This is a genomic window from Herbaspirillum sp. GCM10030257 (assembly GCF_042666555.1).
In the GTDB taxonomy this organism is placed as follows: Bacteria; Pseudomonadota; Gammaproteobacteria; order Burkholderiales; family Burkholderiaceae_D; genus Noviherbaspirillum.
The window spans coordinates 71,455-92,168 of record NZ_JBHTDH010000009.1; the positions used below are offsets into that span (position 1 = coordinate 71,455).

Consider the following 20,714-nt stretch of genomic DNA (forward strand, 5'->3'; position numbering starts at 1 on the left):
TTAGTGCATGGTTATCGGCATACGCGCGACTCACCCGCACGTAATCGCTGGCGTGCAGGGCTTGCAAAAATCATCATCGCACGATGACTGTGATTTTTTTGGACACTACCTGCGGTTCGTGGGGAACATGATCCTTGTCGCCCAGCACAAGCTGAAGTGTGTGTTTGCCTGGCGGCAGTTCAACACGCGCTTCGGTTTCACCAGCACCAAAGTGGAGATGATTTCGGTCCGAGGGGATAGGCTCGCCGGCCGGCAGTGGTCCGCCGTCGACGATCAGGTGATGATGACCGACGTTGGGCAGATCGACGCCTTTTGGCGCGACGCCCATGTTACGTAAGCCCATTCGCACCCAGAATTTGCCGCCATGGATCACCGTCCCATCGGTCGGCCAGATGAAATATACCTGAGCATTATCCGGCGCGGTATTTGGGGCTGCGGCGAGCGGTACGTTAAGCAACCAGGAGATAGCAACGAAGGCAACAATGGCGAACTTTTGCATGCTGGACCTCACCCCGAAAAATGTCTCGCGCGCAAACGTACGCGAGTCTGCATGAAAGCACTCTCACGAATCCAACCACATCCGGGTTGCACCAGCGCCTGTTGTTTTCCACCAGCGCTTTATTGAATGTCACGTACAGGGTAGAACAGAAATTCACGAAAACATTGCAGAAAGCGTCGTCCGTTTGATATTAGACAGAATTGGACTTGCCGGACAGTTCAAAGATAAACACGCAGCCCGTTCGATCCGCGCGGACATGTATCGATCGCGCTTGATTGTGCCGTTGCCTGATCTAAGCTTCGATCATCAGATACCGTCCTTCGACGGTGATCTGATGGATTCCGAACTCCCTCAGCCCTAGGAACGATCGTGTGGCGAAAACTCTTCATCGTTTCCGTATTGGTGGCCATGGTCTGCGGCAGCGCAGTCGGCGCACAATTGCCACGCCACATTGAGTCAGACAACGGTCGTCTGCCGGACAACGTGGCCCTGGTGATTGGCAATGGCGCATACCGTCCACATTCGCTCCCCAACGCCGGCAATGACGCGCGCGCCGTAGCGGCACAACTCAGGACGCTGGGTTACGACGTCATCCTGTATGAAGATCTGGACCGAACGGGCCTGCAGCGGGCACTCGATCAGTTCAAGGAACGTCTGACACATGCGGATGTCGGGCTGTTTTACTTTTCCGGACATGGCGTACGCGTGGGTCCGACGAACTATCTTTTGCCTCTGGATGCCGACAGCAATTCCTTGCACGGCATGCAGTCGCGCGCACTCAATCTGGACGCCATTCTCGCCAACATGCGCTCGGCGCGTCCGGACAAGCCTAATCTTGTCCTGCTGGACACCTGTTCGAACGATCCCTTTAAAGGCCTAGGGTTTGTTCGATCTGACGATCCGATATCCACTGTTGTTAAGCAAGAAAGCAGTCAAACCCTGGTTGCCCATGCAACTTCGCCAGGGGCGTTCGCGGCGGATGGGATTAGCCATGGCGTCTTCACCTCGCAACTGCTACGCGCCATGCATCAACCAGACGCGGACGTACAGACGGTGTTACAGCAAGTGCAAGCGTCAGTCGCGAAACTAACTGCGCAGCGGCAAGTACCGGCTATCGAAGCAAATCTTGCACAACCGATCACCATACGCGGGACCAAGCCGTCCGCAGAGGTGGCCAGGCAAACTATGCCCACGGATAACGAGCAGATAGTCGCATGGCAAAGCCGGGGAGTACTGCCTAAGGACAGCGCCGAACAGTACGAATTGACCTTTTGGGAATCGATCAAGGACAGCACGCATGCCAGCGACTATGAAGCCTATTTGCAAAGCTATCCAAATGGGCGCTTCGCGTCGCTTGCACGTGCACGCATGGAGCGGCTGCGCGCTGCTGCTCCGAAAGCCGATGCGCCCGCGGACAAGCCGCCGCCAGCAATCAGGTCGGCGCCTGAACGGCCGCGCGCACCGGCCAGGGCACAGGAACAACCACGGCCCGAGCCACCAAAAAAGGCAGAGCCGGAAACCGCTGCGACGCCAAAACCACCTGAACCACGTCCGCCCGAAAAGCCGGCTGCACCTGTTCAGGCGGGAAGTGAAATCCGCGACTGCCCAACCTGTCCGGTCCTCGTTTCGGTGCGTGCCGGCGGCTTCACCATGGGCAGTGCGGCGGACGACCCCTCAGAACGTCCGCCGCACCGCGTGACGATCAATACACCGTTTGCCATTGGAAAGTATGAAGTGACGGTGGAAGAATGGGATGCCTGTGTCGCCGCAGGTGCCTGCCCGCGCATTACCGCGGGAGAAGGCCGCCAGAAAAAATCACCAGCGCGCGACATCAGCTGGGACGATGCGCAACTTTATGTGAAATGGTTGAGCAGCGTGAGTGGCAAGACTTATCGACTGCCGAGCGAGGCGGAATGGGAATATGCGGTCCGCGGTGGTACCAGCACACGATTCTGGTGGGGCGACCAGATGCGACCCGGCAATGCCAACTGCAAGGACTGCGGAGATCCCTGGCAAAAAGACGCACCGTCCGATGTCGGATCCTTCTCCCCCAATCCTTATGGCCTGCACGACATGAACGGCAGCGTGTGGGAATGGGTCAGCGATTGCTGGCATAACACCTACAAGGGCGCACCCGCTGACGCGCGCCCTTGGGATGAGCCCAATTGCCGTGTACGCGTCATCCGTGGCGGTTCATGGCGGGAAGGTGCTACTTACATGCCTTCATCTACCCGCTTTAAGTATGATGCGAGCGTACGCCATTCGCAGAATGGTTTCCGCGTAGTGCGTGAACTAAACTGAGTTCTGATCTGCTTAGGGCTTACGGGCCTTGGTCGTGATCTGCACGAAGTCCACCGCGACTTTTTCTTTTCCATGTTTGGCGGCGATCTGCTTGAGTTGCTTTTCCAAGGCCTTCAGATAGTCCGCGCGTGTTTTGTACTCCGGTGGCTTGCCATCAAACAGCGGCACCGGTGTTACCAGCAACACAATAAATTCCTTACCGAAGGGTTTCGACACGATCCAATTTTCAATGCTGCCGATCGACGCCCTGTAATTCGGCGGTGCCTGATTGGCCTTGGAACGTCTGCTTGGTAACAAATGGGCGACGCTGCCGTCGAGCGCATAGTAGTCGACATAGACATATGAGTCGAACGCCGGCGTCTTGATATCAATGACGAGCGGATCGCCTTCAGTCAACTCGGCATTGCGTGCGCGCGTCTGCACCATGGCCGCACGGCCTGCTTCCTGATTCTTTTGCCAATATGGCGCCAACGCCTCGATCACTGCGCATTTCTCTTCACTGACTTGCACCGCCGTCAGGTTGAGCGTGGTAACGCCGGGTACCGCGGCAAGTTTATTCTTGAGCCGCGTAAGCGCAGCACCGTCTGCGATATAACCCTGCACTTCCAGCGTATGGTCGCGTGCGGCCGAGACCATTGCTGCACACGATTCGGCTGCGATAAGGGGCGCAACCGCAGCAAGCTTGATCGGTGGCAGCGGCTGCGGCTTTTCAGGCGCTTTCGTTTGCGCGGTCGGCGGTACGGGTGCCGGCACGACGGGCGTCGCAGATGAGGTGGGTGGTGAGGCAGGCGCCTCGGCGCGCCGAGGGCTATCGACTTTGTGCGAACGCCAGTAGTAGCCGACCCCCGTCGCTGTCAGTGCTGCGACCAAAAAGGTCGACGTCACCAGCGCGATGTAGGTCGTGGCTCCGCGATGCTCGCCAATGGCGTCCAGAAATTCCGCGACGCTGGCGGTACGCGTCTCGCGCCGGAAGGACAAGGCGGCCTTCAACGCCTGCCATTGTCTAAAACCGATACCTTTCGGTCGCATCGGCTTCATGCCGGCATTTCTTGCCTGCGTCGCAGCGACGCGGTCAAACGGATGTTTTCCTGTCAGCAGTTCATAGGCGATACAGGCTAGCGCATAGATATCGTCGCGCGGGTCGGGCTCCTTGCGTTCAAGCATTTCAGCACTCGCATAAGCCGGAGTCAGCCCGCCAAGGCTGCCCGGGTCGAAGACCGTCACGTCGGCATCGTCTTCCGGTTTATGGAAAACCCTTGAAATGCCGAAGTCGATGACTTTCACCTCGCCTTTTTCGGTCAAAAAGACGTTCGCCGGTTTCAGGTCGCAATGCACGAAGCCGCGCTCATGGGCATATGCGAGTGCTTTGCCCATGCCATTGGCGATGCGCCAGACTTCAGCCGCAGGCAAGCCTTTGAAATCCGGCGCACGCAGGATCCGACTGAGCGGCTTGCCCGACAGCAGTTCCATCGTGAGATACACCGTGGATCCGTCGCGATCAAAATCGTAGACGGTAACGATATTGGGGTGCGCAAGCGCTTGCGCCTTCTTGGCCTCACGCTGCAGGGTGATAAGCGATTTGGGATGCCCGCGGAACTGGACGTTCAAGACCTTGATCGCGATATAAGGCTTACGGTCCGACGCTTCAAGTTTGCGCAGGTCGAGCGCCTTGTAGACGGTGCCCATACCGCCGAAACCAATGCATTCTTCCAGGACAAATCGCCCGTTCAGCGTGTCGCCCGCGCCTTTCATGCGATTGGAATCCTGGGACGGCTTGTCCTTTTCTTTTTCATTTGTCCCGCCCTGCCGCATAGGCGGCATGTCTCCCGGGCGGGTCTGCACATGTGTTTCTTCGCCGCCGCGCTGGTTCGACTCCATCAGGTGTTCGACGCGGCGCCGCAATTCCACGTAGACATCGGGCGGTAATTCAATGCGGGTGTTTTCCTCGCTCAGCAAATCGACAAGGCGAGCGGAATTCGCCTTGTCGGCAGCAAGGACGCGGTCGACCTGCGCTAGAAATTCCTTATGCGACAGGCCGCCGCTTTGAAAGGTACGTATTGCGTGCGCAAGAGTGGCCATAGGTGCTCACACTAAGTGCCTTCGGCGATGCCATTCCATGTCCGTAGTGCATGGGCAGGCCTCGTTCTTACAGCGCCTCGATCCCTTGGGACCGACTGTTGTGCAAGCCGGGCTTTCATCCCGACTTTAAACTGCCATGCTGGACGCTGTGCAATCCGTTCTTTATTGGCGGCCGGAAAACATGACGGTGGACGCCTATAACAAAAATGGATATGGACCCGTCCATAAGCAAACATCATGCGCTCCACGATTCGCGCGTTGTTGAGCTTCAGCAGAATCCTTCCGCACTACTTTATTAAAGCATGCCCGCGCCGCTTCGCCATGTCCTGGTTATAGAGAGACATGAGGTACATAGAGTGCACAGTGGTCGGTTCCGCATTGTTCAAGTATTAGACAAGATACACCATCGCTGTCTTCGATTCGAGCGCATTCACACCACGCGGTGTCAACGTGTCTGACGATGTGTCGGAGCCAATCAGACACTAGCTGTTGATGTGTTGGATCGTCTCCATCATGCCACTGTGCCGCCGAAGTCCTCCTCGCGCCACCACTCTCCTTCACCTCTTCACAAATCCCCATACACATCAAGCACTTAGCCCGCCCGCCAGACGCCATCCCACACGCTGGCACACTCCCTGCTGTATGTCCTGCGTGTACGACAAAACGTTCGACACCAACCCAACTACCCAATGCCTGACCACTGACTTACCAACTTCACTCACTTAGGAGCACTACCATGACATCCCTCATCATCTCCGACCTGGCCGTTACCGAACAACTCGACTCCCGCTCCATGTCTGCCGTACGCGGCGGTACCTACGGCGGCTGCTATGTGCCTGCACCATCGTATTGCCTGCCCAGCAGCGGCTATGGCATGAGCCCGATGGGATCGTTCTCCAAGAGCGACTTCTCGTTCGATGCCACACAACTGCTCAACCAGAGCCAGAACACCCAGGTCAACAACGGCAACAACGTCGCCTTTGCGTCCGGCATCACGTCCAACGTGAACCCGACCCAGACCGGCTCCAACAACATCAGCTTCGGTTGATGCACACGGCACTTGCCCTTGCTTACCTTCACTTGCCCTACACCTTACTTTTATTCAGGAGAATCATCATGACATCACTGCTCATCAAAGACCTGGCCGTTACCGAACAACTCGACGCCCATTCCATGTCCGCCGTGCGCGGCGGCACCTACAGCGGCTGCTACGTCCCGTTGCCGTCCTACTGCTGGCCCAGCCCGACCGGCTCGGTAGCGAAGGATGACTTCAAGTTCGATGCCACCCAAATGCTCGCCCAGAGCCAGAACACCCTGGTCAACAATGGCAACAACGTCGCCTTCGCATCCGGCATCACCTCCAATGTGAACCCGACCCAGACTGGCACCAACAACATCAGCTTCGGCGGCCTGGCTGCTTAAGCAAGACCCGGCTCTTTCGTAGCTTACCCAGCTTACTTACTGACTTATACCTTTTAGGAGAATCACCATGAAAGCACTGATCATCAAAGACCTGTCCCAGACCACAGAACTCGACGCCGGCGCCATGGCCGCCGTGCGCGGCGGCACCTACCAAGGTGCGCCGTTCTATCTTGGCCCAATCACCCATGTCTCCAAGAGCGACTTCAAGTTCGATGCCGAGCAACTGATGCAGCAAAGCCAGGATACCCAGGTCAACAACGGCAACAATGCGGCCTTCGTCTGCGGCATCACCTCCAATGTGCATCCGACCCAGACTGGCTCCAACAACATCAGCTTCCTGTAATGCCCGGCAGCACGGTGGAAGGCAGGTGTACCGCCCTCCACCGTGGCCGTCGTGCAGAGCCTGTCGATCTTTGTCCTTCACTTATTCATCAAGGAGCATCACCATGTCATCCATCGCCATTCATGATCTCGCCAACAGCACCGAGCTCGACCAGCACGCGATGTCGTCGGTACGCGGCGGCAATTCCTGGCTTGCCGGTCTGGGCCCGATTGCCAATGTCAACGTCGGCATCACCCAGAACCTGAACCAGTTGCAGAATGTGGACGTCAACACGTTGAACAATGTCGGCGTCATCGGTGCGAGTTTCATTCCACCCAATATCGCCGTCAACCCGTCGCAGTGGGGCAGTATCAGCGCCGCACTCTGATGTTCGCAGCCTGAAGCCGGAAACCCATGTTTCCGGCGTTTTTTCTTGAGAAGAATCGGGCGCATTGCTTATTGCGCCGACTATACTGGGCACAATACCGGTTTATCCGTGATAGACAAGAGCGCATTTCCAGTTACCTGATTTCAAGGAGCCAGCCATGGCTACCATTACCATCAAAGACCTGCCGGAAAGCATCGATCTGGACCGCGAAGCCATGCATGCCGTCATCGGCGGCGCGCGAGGCGGGAATCGCCAGGCTTATCAGTTGCAGAAAGCTTTCGGCAGCACCCGGATTGTCGATTACCCTCCCGGCGTCAAACGTAGCGTGCAGCCTGCGAAGGATCTGCTGTCGCGCAAGTAGTTAGTTTCGCATGCCTGTTTTTCGCCCGGCAACTGACGTTGTCGGGCGTTTGCTCGTGTGTACGCTTGGTCTATCGCAATTAGCTTGTCATTGATCGATGTATATCTGCGTGTGGCATGTAATTGCCGACAGATACGCTGACGAGCGTTCGCGTTGTTGCTGCCAAATCTGTCTGCCGACACCTGGCTTTCCTCATCGCGTCGCCCTCTTCTTACCCTTCTGCTCCCCCACCCAAGAAACATTAAGCTCTCGTCGGGGTACCCCCTTCCTAAGAGTAGCAATCGGCCTTGCTGCCGCCCCTGGCGTTCGCGAGAGAGACTCTGATGCACCACATGGCGCGTCTTCATCGCTGCGTTCTTCCCCCCTGCTAGATCTGTTCAATGCGTCGTTCAGACGATGTTCCTTATCGCATCCGCATGCGTATGTCTCGGCGTGTATGCCGGTGTACTACGTGGTGTCAGGCTTTTGCAGACACTAGCTGCTGATGTGTTGGATCGCCCCCATCATGCCACTGTGCCGCCGAAGTCCTCCTCGCGCCACCACCCTCCTTCACCTCTTCACAAATCCCCATACACATCAAGCACTTAGCCCGCCCGCCAGACGCCATCCCACACGCTGGCACACTCCCTGCTGTATGTCCTGCGTGTACGACAAAACGTTCGACACCAACCCAACTACCCAATGCCTGACCACTGACTTACCAACTTCACTCACTTAGGAGCACTACCATGACATCCCTCATCATCTCCGACCTGGCCGTTACCGAACAACTCGACTCCCGCTCCATGTCTGCCGTACGCGGCGGTACCTACGGCGGCTGCTATGTGCCTGCACCATCGTATTGCCTGCCCAGCAGCGGCTATGGCATGAGCCCGATGGGATCGTTCTCCAAGAGCGACTTCTCGTTCGATGCCACACAACTGCTCAACCAGAGCCAGAACACCCAGGTCAACAACGGCAACAACGTCGCCTTTGCGTCCGGCATCACGTCCAACGTGAACCCGACCCAGACCGGCTCCAACAACATCAGCTTCGGTTGATGCACACGGCACTTGCCCTTGCTTACCTTCACTTGCCCTACACCTTACTTTTATTCAGGAGAATCATCATGACATCACTGCTCATCAAAGACCTGGCCGTTACCGAACAACTCGACGCCCATTCCATGTCCGCCGTGCGCGGCGGCACCTACAGCGGCTGCTACGTCCCGTTGCCGTCCTACTGCTGGCCCAGCCCGACCGGCTCGGTAGCGAAGGATGACTTCAAGTTCGATGCCACCCAAATGCTCGCCCAGAGCCAGAACACCCTGGTCAACAATGGCAACAACGTCGCCTTCGCATCCGGCATCACCTCCAATGTGAACCCGACCCAGACTGGCACCAACAACATCAGCTTCGGCGGCCTGGCTGCTTAAGCAAGACCCGGCTCTTTCGTAGCTTACCCAGCTTACTTACTGACTTATACCTTTTAGGAGAATCACCATGAAAGCACTGATCATCAAAGACCTGTCCCAGACCACAGAACTCGACGCCGGCGCCATGGCCGCCGTGCGCGGCGGCACCTACCAAGGTGCGCCGTTCTATCTTGGCCCAATCACCCATGTCTCCAAGAGCGACTTCAAGTTCGATGCCGAGCAACTGATGCAGCAAAGCCAGGATACCCAGGTCAACAACGGCAACAATGCGGCCTTCGTCTGCGGCATCACCTCCAATGTGCATCCGACCCAGACTGGCTCCAACAACATCAGCTTCCTGTAATGCCCGGCAGCACGGTGGAAGGCAGGTGTACCGCCCTCCACCGTGGCCGTCGTGCAGAGCCTGTCGATCTTTGTCCTTCACTTATTCATCAAGGAGCATCACCATGTCATCCATCGCCATTCATGATCTCGCCAACAGCACCGAGCTCGACCAGCACGCGATGTCGTCGGTACGCGGCGGCAATTCCTGGCTTGCCGGTCTGGGCCCGATTGCCAATGTCAACGTCGGCATCACCCAGAACCTGAACCAGTTGCAGAATGTGGACGTCAACACGTTGAACAATGTCGGCGTCATCGGTGCGAGTTTCATTCCACCCAATATCGCCGTCAACCCATCGCAGTGGGGCAGTATCAGCGCCGCACTATAGTCCGACATTGATCGGGGGATGGCACGCTGATTGCTCCATAGGAGATATAGCTCACTTAGCGCGCACTGTGCCGCATTTCACCCAACACTTCGGAGATTCACCATGACTGTACTCGCTATCAAAGATTTGCCCTTGAACCGTGCTCTCGACCGCAAGGCCATGTCGGTGATTCGGGGTTCGGGTGCACCATGGGTCTTTGGCTGGATCCGTCCCTACGTGGCATCAAATCCGAATTCAGGTCTCGGAACGGTGTTTAACTTCTTCCAGATCAACAACACCTATATCGCCGACCAGATGAATAACCAGATACAGAACGTTGAGATCGATAATTCGGCGGCGAACTCGAATATCAACGTTATCCTTAGTGAACACAGCACAAACCAGAAGCATTAAGCACACAGACGATGTCACTTTGGTTGTACGATACCTGTCCGGGCCGTACGCTCAGCATGACTCGCATAGTGCAGTAATCAATGCGTGATTCGTGGAGGTTGTGATGAATAATCCAACACATTTTCGATGGACGTCTTCGTCCCGCACTCATGTGGGCCTGATCCGTGATCTCAATGAGGATGCTCTTCTTGATCGACCGGAGCGCGGCATGTGGGCCGTAGCCGATGGTATGGGCGGTCATTCCCTGGGCGACTACGCGAGCCGGACTGTGGTAGACCGGCTGCAGGAGGTTCCTCCTCCGGATAGCCTGGAAGCATTTGTCGGCCATGCAAGAAATCAGTTGCAGCTGGCAAACCAGGACCTCCGGCAAGAAGCGATTGTCCGCGACGTCTACATCATCGGCAGCACTGCGGTTGTGCTACTGGCCTGGGACAGCCATTGCGGCTATCTATGGGCCGGCGATAGTCGCATTTATCGTTTCCGGCAAGGCGAACTTCGCTTGCTGACACGCGATCACAGCCAGCTTGAAGAACTCAAGGCCAAAGCCGGCATGAGCGCAGAGGATGCGCTGCTGCACGTACCGAAGAACATGATCACTCGCGCGGTTGGCGCCGCCGACACGCTGGAAATCGACGAAGATCGTGTCGAGGTGGATGACGGCGACATGTTCCTGTTATGCAGCGACGGACTCAGTAATGCCGTGAGTGAAGATGAAATGTGCAATGCCCTTGCACCAGGCGATTGCGAACATGCATCCGAGACACTGATCGGCATGGCGCTGTACCGGGGCGGACGGGATAACATTTCTGCCGTCGTCGTGCGTGCTGACGATTTTCACCGGAATGAAATGACCGCATTGAATCCGGCGCTGTAGAGCGACTGACGCTTTGGAAGCGTTTCAAGCGTGCTTATCGCTGCCCGAGTCCGATTGCCCTGCATGCTTGCGGAAATCTTTCGAATGAATGCCATGCTTCTTCAATAACATTTGCAGGTGCGAGCGGTTCATGTCGCAGCGACGGGCAAGTTCTGCGACCGTTCCGCCAACTTCCCTCAGCCCTTTTTCCAGAAATGCTTTCTCTGCCTCGTCGCTGGCAATCCGCCTGGCATCGCTCAGCGAAGCCGTATTCAGTATCCCGGCCAATGTACCGCCCGAGGATGGACCGGCAGCCGCACTACTATAAGCATTGGCCGCCGCCTGGCCGCCCGGCTTGGGACGAATGTCAACAGGAAGATGAACGATGTCTGCAGTTTCACCAGCCAGGCACGACAATCGATAAATGATGTTGCGCAGCTCACGAATATTTCCCGGATACGCATAATCGAGCAGGAAGCTGCGCAATGCGGGCGACATCTTTACCGGACGACGCTTCAATGCTTCGGCCGCTTCATCGCAGAAATAAGAAAACAATATAGGGATCTCGTCCTTGCGGTCACGCAGGGCTGGCAGGCTGACATGGATCACGCTTAGCCGGTAGAACAAGTCTTCCCTGAACACACCCTGCTCGCTGAGCTTGCGCAAATTCTTGTTGGTCGCCGCAACGATACGCGCATCCACAGAAATAAGCTCATCAGAGCCTACGCGCTGGATCTCGTGCGACTCCAGTACACGCAGCAACTTGACCTGTCCCACCAGCGGCAACTCGCCTATCTCGTCCAGGAAAATGGTCCCTTTGTGCGCACTTTCAAACTTGCCTTTCCTGTCATTCGCGGCACCGGTAAAGGAGCCTTTCTTGTGGCCGAATAACTCGGATTCCAGCAGGTTATCGGGTATTGCACCGCAATTGACCGAGATGAATGGCTTGTCGGCGCGTGGACCATTGGCATGGATAACCTTGGCCATCAACTCCTTGCCGGTCCCGCTCTCGCCATCGATCAGCACAGGCAGGTCGGTTGGCGCCGCCTTTTCCGCGACTTCAAGTGCATCGAGCAAATCCGGGTTGTCGCCAAACGTCCCTTCGAACACGAAACTGCGAGCCAGCAGCGCCTGCTTGCGCTGTCCGGGTAGCTGGTCGAGCTTCTCCGGCTCCTGCGCTGCCGCCTTCACAAAACGTTCCTTGTGCGACAGTTGCATCACCTCTTCGCGCAGGGCGTTCGACTGACGTAACAGTTTCTCGATATCGGGACGTTCGAGTTTAGACGCCCAGCGCAGTGTCGTACGCAGGATCTCTATCTTTTCGATCAGCCCTGCATACGACATCGTGGTGCTGCCCGGTACGCCTTGCTGGAAGAGTTTCATGCGGCGCTCAACTGTTTCTGGACAAGTTGGAAATACATGCCTCGTCGATCGACCAGTTCTTCGTGCTTGCCCTGTTCGACGATCGCTCCTTCATACAGCACGAGAATCTTGTCGGCGCGCATGATGGTGCTGAGCCTGTGGGCGATGATGACAGCGGTCCGCCCTTTCAGGATCTCGTGCATGTTGGTGATGATGTTGCTTTCCGACTGGGTATCGAGCGCCGACGTTGCCTCATCGAAGACCAGCAGGCGCGGATCGTGATACAGCGCCCTGGCGATGCACAAGCGCTGGATCTGGCCGCCCGACAGGCCGACGCCCCGCTCGCCGACGACCTGCTCGTAGCCGAGTGGCATCTTGGCAATGAAGCCGTGCGCATCGGCCATCTTCGCGACTTCCTCGATGCGACGCCTGTCCGGACTGTCGTCGCCACTCGCAATATTTTCGGCAATCGTGCCGGAAAAAACCAGGTTGCTTTGCATGACATAGCCGACCTGGGCGCGGTAATAATCTTTATCCAGCATCGCCATGTCATAGCCGTCGACGATGATTTTCCCTTCGCTTGGCGGATAGAAACCGACCAACAGTTTGGCCAGGGTGGTTTTGCCCGAGCCGCTACGCCCGACCACGGCGACCAGTTCGCCGGGATTTATATCGAAACTGATATTTTCCAGCACATAAGACGTTTCATTGCCGCCATAACGGAAGTACACATTGTCGAAGCGCACGGAACCTTGTAGGTCGGGCAGCACGATGCGTGAAGGCAGGTCGGACGGCTTTTGCTCCGGCTCCATGTCGAGCACGTCACCAAGACGCTCCATCGCCACACCGGCATCATTTAACCGCCCCCAAAGCCCGACGAGACCCATCAGCGGTGCCAGCACGCTGCCCATCAAGGCATTGAAGGCAATCAACTGCCCTACGCTCAGCTCCCGGCTCAGCACCAGGTTTGCGCCGACCCAGAGAATCGCAATCGTGGTCGCGGCGTTCAATACCTGACTGGCGAGAGAGACAAGGATGCTGAACGACTGCATTCGGTATTGCACGTCGAGTGATTTGGCGTACTTCTTTTCCCATTTCAGTCGCACTGGTCTTTCGATACCCATACCCTTGATGGTTTCCACACCGCCCAGCGTTTCCATCAGGTAGGCCTGCGCCTCGGTCGAAGTGGAAAACGCTTCACGTGCATAATTTTTGATCCTCGGCGTAACAACGACGGTCAAAATCATGATCGGTATCACGAAGGCAATCAGGACCAGGGTCATCTTCGCGTTATACAGGAACATGATCGAAAAATAGATGAACACCATCAACAGGTTCAGCATGGTGGTCACTGTCGATTCGGTAAGAAAGCCCCGGATTGTCTGGTTTTCCTGGAAACGGGCGAGGATGTCGCCAGTCTTGCGTTTGGCGAAAAAGGAGTACGGCAACGACATCGTATGCCGGAAGAAATGCGACATCATCGAAAAGTCCATGTTGCGTACCATGAAGTTCGCCAGGTACGCCCGGATAGTCGTCATCAGTTGCGTAAATACATTCGAGATAATCAGTCCTGCGATCAGCAAATGCAGCAGGCCGACGTTGTGATGCACGATCACGCCGTCGAGGACGTTCTGGATGATGAGCGGCGGCACCAGCCCCAGCATCTGGATGATGAACGTCGCGAGAAACAGATGCAGCAGGATCTTTCTGTAAGGTTTCAGGTAAGCGATAAAGCGTATCCACGGAGAACGGGTCGCTGTCAGCTGCGCCAGATCCTGCCCTGGCGTAAATAATAGGCAGGTGCCGCTCCAGCCGCGTTCGAATTCTTCAACCGTCATCTTCCTGAAGCCGAGCGCCGGGTCCGCTATCCAGACATTTCGTTTGGATACGCCATAAATCACAATATAGTGGTACCCCTCCCAGTGTGCGATGAAGGGAAGATCGAAACCAAGCAATGCCTCATAGGTGCATTGCACGCCACGTGTGGTAAACCCCAGGGATTCACCCACCCTGGCAAGGCTGTCCATGGTGGCGCCCTGGGTAGTGACATTGGCAAGCTCACGTAGTTTTCCGAGGGTCATGGAAATGCCATAGTGCCGGCATAACATCGCAAGGCAAGCCGCACCGCAGTCCATCTCTTCGGCCTGCTCCACCAGCGGAAAACGCTTGATGATTTTTTCGCCGAGTTCCGGCTGCGAACGCATGTCCAGTGTGACTGGACGCTTGCGGCGATCGGCAAGTTTTTTTTGGCGGTGCAATTCCCGCTCGATGAACTGAATGCGCTCTTCCAGGGCTTCGCGCAGTTTCGGATTGCGTTCAACGAGCTGATGCACGGTTTTTTCTGGAATGACCAGCAACGTCGTATCTTCGTTCGCGGTGACCGATGCCATCTGTTCCTGACGCAATACGCAGGCTTTCTCGCCGAATATCTCGCCATCGCGCAGCGTCGCCAGAGGATATTCTTCGCCTGCCTCCTTGCGGACAATGCGTACTTCACCGTGTCGAACAACGTAAAGCCGTCGGTCGTCGCGCGAATCCTGCTTGAGGATCTCCTTGCCTGCGGCAATGCGCTTGACGCCAACGCTACGGACGAATTCTTCCAACTCCTTCTTGTCGACCTTCCCTTTCAAATCAAAAAGGCGCGCAACAAAACCTCCGGCAGAGCTGATCGCAACATAGCTGGTGACGAACGCATATGCGGCTGGATTTTTCAGAATAATCGGTTCGATCACACGGCGCGGAATGAAAAGCAGCTCGGTCTTGACCGAAGCGCGTACGGAAGCTTCGTGCCGGTAATCGCGCAGCATGGCAATGTCGGCGAAGACTTCACCAGTCTTGCGTACCCCCATACTCACTTCCTTACCCTGCACTTCGGTAAAGAAACGAACGGTACCGCTCTTGATGACATAAAGCCCATCAGCCGGATCACCGGCATTGCACACCGTATCGCCAAATGCGAAGAAACGCGATTCCACGTGCGGCGCGATGGCTTCCAGTTCATCGCGGGTAAAGGGAGAGAGAATTTCTACCGATGCAAGAAAGTCCGTGACCGGCTGGAGTTGTGACTGTGATGGAGCGTCCATGGGCTTGCCATTCTCGCTTCGATAGGGTGACGGCTGTCGGGAATGGCAACGGGGCTTGTTCAGCCTCAGGTGCGATTCACGACAGATTTAGCACGCTTCGATGATATGTTCCTGCGCCCGGCCGAGAAGCCATTCTTCCTTCAGCAAGCGCCGGATTTCTGCAGTCGACTCTTCGTCCAGTGTCGCCGGATGCTTGGCGTTGACCATGAAAATTTCGAACATGGTGCGATCAGGCGAGGGGAAAGGACCAAGCAGGTCGCCAACCTTGGCGTTAAAGACTTTGGCTTCGATATCGGACTTGAGCGAGCCGCGCATTACCTTGCCAATAAGACCGCCTTTGTCGCGTGTATCGGCGACGGAATGTTCCATCGCCATTTCCGCGAAGCAGTCCGGATCGTCCTGCAATACCGAAATCATTTCCTTCGCCTTGCCTTCGGCGTCGAGGACGATGTGACTGACTTCGATGCTGTCGAATTTGGGTGAATTGAGCTTGAAATATTCGTCTACGGCGCGGTCATTACACACCTTGGCCAGCATCTTTTCCTGATACAGCGCGTCCGTGATGAATTCTTCAAATTCGTCCAGCGAGACCCCAAGGGCGCTCAGGTACTGATTCATGTCGGCCGCGCGATGCAGACCCTGCACCCGGCGAAATTGATCAGCCCGTTCCTGGATTTCTTCGGCCAGCACCGGAATACCCTGCTTCTTCGCCGCGTTGACCGTGAGCCGGTCGCGTACCATCTGTTCGACCAGGCTTTCAAACTGGCCGCTTAGCTTGAGTGTCCTGACGAAGTCGTCGACGCTGATGACCTCATCATCGATTCTTACAATATCCGTCATTGCATCTGCTCCCCGAGGTGAAGATGAACGCCGATGCGACTGTGCGCGTCATAGTGACAGGCACTACGACTGTTGCAATAGTGCAGTGGTGAAATGCCGAAGTGTTGGGTCCGGGATGATTCGCCGGAAAACCACTGACACATTATCTACCGCATTGCGCGCATTAGTAAGAGTGCGGGAGCATCGGAGCCTGTCTTAGCTCAAGGTCTTCGACATCAGGTGATGTGGGTTCTTAATCCCAAGAAAGGAGCGGCTGGACTGAAGTTCGTGTCGACGAATCGACTGTCGTTTCGCTGGTTACCACGATCACCTCGTTTGCGCCGTTTACCGCTATGTGCCGGATGTGGCACCGCTTCACATGAATGAAAAGATGAACACTTACCTTCTGATCAAAACCTTGCACATCATTTCTTCGGTGCTCATCGTGGGCACCGGATTTGGCACTGCCTTCTATCTGTTCTTTGCCAATCGCAGCGGATCTGTAGAGGCAATGTCCGTGGTTTCCAGGCTGGTATGTCGTGCCGACCTGTGGTTCACCGTACCGGCTGCGGTGTTTCAACCGCTATCCGGGTTATGGCTGGCGCATATCGCCGGCTTTACCTGGACAACACCATGGTTGATGGTATCGATTGGCCTGTATGTATTCGCAGGAATATGCTGGCTGCCGGTGTTGGTGCTGCAGGTCAGAATGGCGCGGATCGCTTCGCATGCCGCAGCCTCCGGTGCAATGGCCATGCCGGCTGAATATTGGCAGTATGCAAAGCGTTGGGAATTACTGGGCTACCCGGCGTTCATTGCCATGATCATCATTTACTTTTTAATGGTGACAAAGCCTGCTTTGGGTTGAATTACCTGACAGCTTTTCAAACCCTCTATGCAAAGGCAAGCAGGATGAGCCCGACGCTCACGCAGCAAGAGGCAAGGATGCATGCCGCCGCCTGCGCCTTGGCGACATTGAGATAAGTATAGTAACGGCCTGATGTCGAGAGTTTTAACGACTTTTCCATTTCCTGTCCTCAAGATTTTTCATAGGAAATTTTAGCGACTCAGAACCCAGTTCCGCTGGGAAATTTACATACAGTTGACTTACCGCAAGCATTTCGTGGTCGGAGAGCTGCATTACGGGTTTTCAGTATTGGGAGCGGGTAAAAGATCTATCGCAAGGCCGGCGCTGGAACTGCGCTACAGCATGTCAGTCAACCAACATCCAGCCTTCTCAATCCGCAGAAGCGGCCGAACAAACCATCCGGAGAGCTAATATGTTGCAATCTCTCGGCTACGGCGCCACCGATGCCCATACGCCCTTGCATGAACTTCGCTTTGAACGCCGTAATCCCGGTCCTACCGATGTGCAGATCGACATCCTTTACTGCGGCGTCTGCCATTCGGATCTGCATACGGCCCGCAATGAATGGGGAAACACCGTATATCCGGTGGTCCCAGGGCATGAGATCGTCGGGCGTGTGAGTGCGGTTGGCAACAAGGTAACGCGCTTCAAACCAGGAGATATCGTTGGTGTAGGTTGCATGGTCGATTCCTGCCAGCACTGCAGCAGTTGCGCCGAAGGATTGGAGCAATATTGCGAAAACGGCTTTGTCGGCACCTATAACGGCGAGGAAATGCATTCCGGCGGCATGACGTATGGCGGCTACGCAAGCAATATCGTGGTGACTGAAAAGTTTGTCCTGCGTATTTCCGACAAACTTGATCCGGCTGCCGCGGCGCCTCTGCTCTGTGCAGGCATCACCACCTGGTCCCCGCTGCGGCACTGGAAAGTCGGCAAGGGTCAGAAGGTTGGCATCGTTGGTTTGGGCGGGCTCGGTCACATGGGAATCAAGCTGGCCCACGCACTCGGCGCGCATGTAGTGTTGTTCACTACTTCGCCGGGCAAAAAGGAGGACGCCATGCGTCTGGGTGCAGACGAAGTGGTCGTCTCACGTAATGCGGAGCAGATGCAGGCACACGTAAATTCTTTTGATTTCATTCTGAATACCGTCGCGGCTCCGCACAGTCTCGACGCGTTTCTCGTATTGCTCAAGCGCGAAGGCACGATGACCCTGGTCGGCGCTCCCGCCGAGCCGCATCCGTCGCCGCAGGTATTCAACCTCATCATGAAACGGCGCCATCTGGCCGGCTCACTGATCGGCGGCATCGCGGAAACCCAGGAAATGCTCGATTTTTGCGCGGAGCATGGGATTGTCTCGGACATCGAGATGATTCCCATCCAGAAGATCAATGACGCGTATGAGCGCATGCTGAAAAGCGACGTGAAGTACCGCTTTGTCATCGATATGGCTTCGCTGAAGGGAAATAGCTGAGATGTCGATATTGACGGGCAATACCCCGGTAGAATGGCGGGTTTCCGGATTCCGGATCCATTACACGCCTCTTTCTACATGATCATTGCAACTCACTCAGGAAAATTCCACGCGGACGATGTATGGGCAGCGACCGTCCTCGACATGCTGTTTCCTCACAGCGAACTGATTCGCACCCGCGACCCGGAAAAGATCCGCGCCGCCGACTTTGCTGTCGATGTAGGCGGCATTTGGGATCCGAAAACCGGGCGTTTCGATCACCACCAGAAAGGCTTTGCCGGTGCCCGCGAAACCGGCGTCGTCTATGCCAGCGCAGGATTGGTCTGGAAAACCTATGGCGCGCAATGTGTTGCCCTGGTTGCAAAGTCACGCATGAAGGTACAACTTCCCGACGAGCAGGCGCAGCAGATTGCTTACGCCATCGATGGTGATCTGGTTCAATACCTGGACATGTCGGACACCGGCGCAGCCAAAAACGCACCTGGCGGGTATGGCTTGTCCGCCGTGGTCTCGGGCTTCAATCCGACCTGGCTCGATGAGCAGGAGGCCGGCAGCCCCGCCGCGGCGGATGCCGTGCGCCTGGAGCAGTTCCGGCGCGCGATGAGCTACATGGCGGATATCATCGTGAATGCGGTGAAGTACCGGGTCGGCAGCCAGCTTGCCGTCGAACAGGTACGCAATTCCACCTTGCTCGAAAACGGCACGGTGCTGTTCATTGCCAACAGCGCACTGCCATGGGCCTCGGTGGTCCGCAATGAAATGCCCAAGGTCTTGTTCGTCATCAGCCACAATCTGGCGGAACAGCGGTTCATGCTGCATACCGTTCCAGCGGCGCCCGATACCTTCGAATCACGCAAAGACCTGCCGGCCGCCTGGGCCGGACTGCAAGGACAGGAGCTTTCCGCGGTGACAGGCGTGCCTGATGCCGGCTTTTGCCATAACAACCTGTTCATTGCCGCAGCGGGCTCTTACGAAAGCGCCTTGCATATGGCCAGACTTGCGCTCGCCGAGCCTACCTGAGAAGTTTTCCGGAACGCCATCTTGCCGCCGCACATCATGGCGGAAATGCTATATTCGGCTTCATCCCGGTCATTCACACGGCGTCTTCAAGAAAGGATAGGAATGCGCCTGCTGCACACCTCGGACTGGCATCTCGGCCAGTTTCTCCATAATTATGAACGCACGCATGAACACGAGCAGTTCCTTGCGTGGCTTGTCGACACGGTGGCCAGCGAGTCCGTCGATGTGTTACTGATCGCCGGCGATATCTTTGACAACGCCAATCCCTCGGCTGCCTCCCAGCGCCAGTTTTATCAGTTTCTTCAGCAGGTCAAACAACGAGCACCGCATCTGCAAATCGTCGTCATTGCCGGCAACCATGATTCACCGGGCCGCTTGGAAGCCCCGCGTCCGCTGCTGGAGGGGATGAAGGTCACTGTCGTCGGCCATGCGCGCCGCCTGGACACAGGTGAAATCGACCTGGACCAGTTACTCGTCCCGCTTCACCGCCCGGATGGTTCTGTTGGCGCCTGGTGTCTGGCCGTGCCCTTTCTTCGTCCTGGCGACGTGCCGCGCGTTGAGACCGACGGCGATCCTTACATGGAAGGCATTGCCCTTCTGTACCGGCAGGCGCTTGATCGCGCAGCCGAAAAGCGCGAAGCCCACCAGGCCATCATCGCGCTCGGGCATTGCCACATGACTGGCGGCGAAATCTCCGCCGATTCCGAGCGGCGTATCGTCGTCGGCGGATCCGAGGCGCTGTCCGACCAGATGTTCGATGATTCGGTTGCGTACGTGGCACTCGGCCATCTGCACAAGGCGCAGCGCGTCGGCGGTCGCGAACACATCCGTTATTGCGGCAGTCCTTTGCCGATGTCGTTTACGGAAGTCGATTATGCACACCAGGTACTCTGTATCGATCTCGATGGAGAGAACGTCGCCGACATTCGCGAGATCCGGGTGCCGAGAACGGTGGAACTGTTACGCATTCCGCGCCGTCCGGCGGGGGTCGAGGAAGCGCTCGCGGCATTGCATGCGCTGGAATTGCCGGCGACGGATGCCCACTTGAACGCTTATCTTGAAGTGCGCGTGCGTCTCGACGGGCCAGAGCCTGGTTTGCGGGCCCGTATTGAAGCAGCGATTGAAGGCAAGCCGGTAAGGCTGGCGAAAATTGACACAAGTTACGCCGCCCGCATTCAGGAGCATGCCGCGCCCGTGTCGGTCGATGATCTGGGTGCGCTGCAACCCGACGAAATATTCAAGCGCCTCTACCAGGCCAAATACCAGGCCGAGGCGCCGTCGGAACAACTTGCTGCCTTCGGAGAACTTCTCCTGGCTCCTGATCAACAGTCGTCCTAACCGTCGTCCCG

General features: G+C 56.5%; 21 protein-coding genes and 2 pseudogenes. 17 read left to right on the forward strand and 6 right to left on the reverse strand.

What is annotated here, in order from left to right; all coding sequences use genetic code 11:
* Positions 1-73 precede the first annotated feature (73 nt).
* The gene (locus ACFQUU_RS15515) at positions 74-499 is read right to left on the reverse strand and encodes a DUF4399 domain-containing protein (protein WP_382248680.1); all 426 of its coding nucleotides are present in this window, start codon (positions 497-499) and stop codon (positions 74-76) included.
* 408 nt (positions 500-907) lie between these two features.
* Between ACFQUU_RS15515 and ACFQUU_RS15520 the strand changes: the two are divergent.
* Positions 908-1,618, forward strand: a pseudogene (locus ACFQUU_RS15520) (caspase domain-containing protein); the annotation flags it as partial.
* A gap of 504 nt (positions 1,619-2,122) precedes the next feature.
* A pseudogene (locus ACFQUU_RS15525) lies at positions 2,123-2,800 on the forward strand (formylglycine-generating enzyme family protein); the annotation flags it as partial.
* Between the two features lie 12 nt (positions 2,801-2,812).
* Here the strand turns inward: ACFQUU_RS15525 and ACFQUU_RS15530 are convergent.
* Positions 2,813-4,879 (reverse strand): protein kinase, encoded by a 2,067-nt coding sequence (locus ACFQUU_RS15530; RefSeq protein WP_382248682.1) that lies wholly within the window; start codon positions 4,877-4,879, stop codon positions 2,813-2,815.
* Positions 4,880-5,615: 736 nt separating this feature from the next.
* Here ACFQUU_RS15530 and ACFQUU_RS15535 point away from each other — a divergent pair.
* From ACFQUU_RS15535 to ACFQUU_RS15585, 11 genes are all read left to right on the forward strand, one after another.
* Entirely contained in the window at positions 5,616-5,927 is a 312-nt protein-coding gene (locus ACFQUU_RS15535) for a hypothetical protein (RefSeq protein ID WP_382248684.1), read from the forward strand.
* 68 nt (positions 5,928-5,995) lie between these two features.
* Complete coding sequence (locus ACFQUU_RS15540) at positions 5,996-6,301, forward strand: hypothetical protein (protein ID WP_382248686.1); 306 nt, start codon at positions 5,996-5,998, stop codon at positions 6,299-6,301.
* Between the two features lie 67 nt (positions 6,302-6,368).
* A complete protein-coding gene (locus ACFQUU_RS15545; protein ID WP_382248688.1) occupies positions 6,369-6,644 on the forward strand; it encodes a hypothetical protein in 276 nt (91 codons plus the stop codon).
* A gap of 103 nt (positions 6,645-6,747) precedes the next feature.
* Positions 6,748-7,011, forward strand: a complete 264-nt coding sequence (locus ACFQUU_RS15550) for a hypothetical protein (RefSeq protein ID WP_382248690.1) — start codon at positions 6,748-6,750, stop codon at positions 7,009-7,011.
* 157 nt (positions 7,012-7,168) lie between these two features.
* On the forward strand, positions 7,169-7,372 hold the full coding sequence (locus ACFQUU_RS15555) for a hypothetical protein (protein WP_382248692.1): 204 nt from the start codon (positions 7,169-7,171) through the stop codon (positions 7,370-7,372).
* Between the two features lie 728 nt (positions 7,373-8,100).
* On the forward strand, positions 8,101-8,412 hold the full coding sequence (locus tag ACFQUU_RS15560; RefSeq protein ID WP_382248684.1) for a hypothetical protein: 312 nt from the start codon (positions 8,101-8,103) through the stop codon (positions 8,410-8,412).
* Between the two features lie 68 nt (positions 8,413-8,480).
* Positions 8,481-8,786 (forward strand): hypothetical protein, encoded by a 306-nt coding sequence (locus tag ACFQUU_RS15565; RefSeq protein WP_382248686.1) that lies wholly within the window; start codon positions 8,481-8,483, stop codon positions 8,784-8,786.
* Positions 8,787-8,853: 67 nt separating this feature from the next.
* Positions 8,854-9,129 carry a hypothetical protein gene (locus ACFQUU_RS15570; protein WP_382248688.1) on the forward strand — a complete coding sequence of 92 codons (276 nt, stop codon included), beginning with the start codon at positions 8,854-8,856 and terminating at the stop codon, positions 9,127-9,129.
* 103 nt (positions 9,130-9,232) lie between these two features.
* Positions 9,233-9,496, forward strand: a complete 264-nt coding sequence (locus tag ACFQUU_RS15575) for a hypothetical protein (RefSeq protein WP_382248690.1) — start codon at positions 9,233-9,235, stop codon at positions 9,494-9,496.
* A gap of 102 nt (positions 9,497-9,598) precedes the next feature.
* Complete coding sequence (locus ACFQUU_RS15580; RefSeq protein ID WP_382248694.1) at positions 9,599-9,889, forward strand: hypothetical protein; 291 nt, start codon at positions 9,599-9,601, stop codon at positions 9,887-9,889.
* Positions 9,890-9,992: 103 nt separating this feature from the next.
* A complete protein-coding gene (locus ACFQUU_RS15585; RefSeq protein ID WP_382248696.1) occupies positions 9,993-10,763 on the forward strand; it encodes a PP2C family protein-serine/threonine phosphatase in 771 nt (256 codons plus the stop codon).
* 24 nt (positions 10,764-10,787) lie between these two features.
* Here ACFQUU_RS15585 and ACFQUU_RS15590 read toward each other — a convergent pair whose 3' ends face one another.
* The 3 genes from ACFQUU_RS15590 to ACFQUU_RS15600 form a co-directional block, all read right to left on the reverse strand.
* Complete coding sequence (locus tag ACFQUU_RS15590; RefSeq protein WP_382248698.1) at positions 10,788-12,125, reverse strand: sigma-54 interaction domain-containing protein; 1,338 nt, start codon at positions 12,123-12,125, stop codon at positions 10,788-10,790.
* The gene (locus tag ACFQUU_RS15595; protein WP_382248700.1) at positions 12,122-15,187 is read right to left on the reverse strand and encodes a peptidase domain-containing ABC transporter; all 3,066 of its coding nucleotides are present in this window, start codon (positions 15,185-15,187) and stop codon (positions 12,122-12,124) included. The genes ACFQUU_RS15590 and ACFQUU_RS15595 overlap by 4 nt, the downstream gene beginning before the upstream one ends.
* Before the next feature lie 87 nt (positions 15,188-15,274).
* Entirely contained in the window at positions 15,275-16,027 is a 753-nt protein-coding gene (locus ACFQUU_RS15600) for a peptidylprolyl isomerase (protein ID WP_382248702.1), read from the reverse strand.
* Between the two features lie 370 nt (positions 16,028-16,397).
* Here ACFQUU_RS15600 and ACFQUU_RS15605 point away from each other — a divergent pair, with 370 nt between their 5' ends.
* Complete coding sequence (locus ACFQUU_RS15605) at positions 16,398-16,874, forward strand: DUF2269 family protein (protein ID WP_382248704.1); 477 nt, start codon at positions 16,398-16,400, stop codon at positions 16,872-16,874.
* 25 nt (positions 16,875-16,899) lie between these two features.
* Here the strand turns inward: ACFQUU_RS15605 and ACFQUU_RS15610 are convergent, their stop codons facing one another.
* Positions 16,900-17,034: a hypothetical protein gene (locus tag ACFQUU_RS15610; protein WP_382248706.1), complete on the reverse strand. Its 135-nt coding sequence runs from the start codon at positions 17,032-17,034 to the stop codon at positions 16,900-16,902.
* A 252-nt stretch (positions 17,035-17,286) separates the two neighbouring features.
* On the opposite strand from ACFQUU_RS15610, the gene ACFQUU_RS15615 reads away from it, so the two are divergent.
* The 3 genes from ACFQUU_RS15615 to ACFQUU_RS15625 all read left to right on the forward strand — a co-directional run bounded on the left by ACFQUU_RS15615 (position 17,287) and on the right by ACFQUU_RS15625 (position 20,703).
* Positions 17,287-18,345: an NAD(P)-dependent alcohol dehydrogenase gene (locus ACFQUU_RS15615; RefSeq protein WP_382248708.1), complete on the forward strand. Its 1,059-nt coding sequence runs from the start codon at positions 17,287-17,289 to the stop codon at positions 18,343-18,345.
* Positions 18,346-18,423: 78 nt separating this feature from the next.
* The gene (locus ACFQUU_RS15620) at positions 18,424-19,365 is read left to right on the forward strand and encodes an MYG1 family protein (protein ID WP_382248710.1); all 942 of its coding nucleotides are present in this window, start codon (positions 18,424-18,426) and stop codon (positions 19,363-19,365) included.
* A 102-nt stretch (positions 19,366-19,467) separates the two neighbouring features.
* Complete coding sequence (locus ACFQUU_RS15625; protein ID WP_382248712.1) at positions 19,468-20,703, forward strand: exonuclease SbcCD subunit D; 1,236 nt, start codon at positions 19,468-19,470, stop codon at positions 20,701-20,703.
* Positions 20,704-20,714: the final 11 nt, after the last annotated feature.